The organism is Paenibacillus sp. F4 (genome assembly GCF_002894905.1).
Lineage (GTDB): Bacteria > Bacillota > Bacilli > Paenibacillales > Paenibacillaceae > Paenibacillus > Paenibacillus polymyxa_B.
This window is the reverse complement of sequence record NZ_POVS01000007.1, coordinates 1-234: the sequence shown is the minus strand read 5'-3', so window position 1 is coordinate 234 and position 234 is coordinate 1. Positions and strand designations below refer to the sequence as shown.

Sequence of the window (234 nt, the reverse complement as noted above, 5' to 3'; positions counted from 1 at the left end):
GTACGTGTGGAACCCCTCCGCTATCGCCACCAAACATGAATTTACATCGTAAATTCTACCGTATGGTTATTCGCTTCATCACTTATCGTGTGAATGAATAGCCATGCGCTTGTCGTATGTCACTTGTACATACCTTCAAGGTTACACCCTGAAAACTGGATCCGAAACTCATTGCGTTTTATTTTAGGATAAGCCCTCGACCGATTAGTATTGGTCAGCTCCATGCATTACTGC

At 43.6% G+C, this 234-nt stretch carries 1 rRNA gene (only partly in view); it reads right to left on the bottom strand.

The features are described 5' to 3' along the window. Window positions 1-34: ribosomal RNA gene (gene rrf / locus C1T21_RS05290) — 5S ribosomal RNA — on the bottom strand (it extends 87 nt beyond the left edge of the window). Window positions 35-234: the final 200 nt, after the last annotated feature.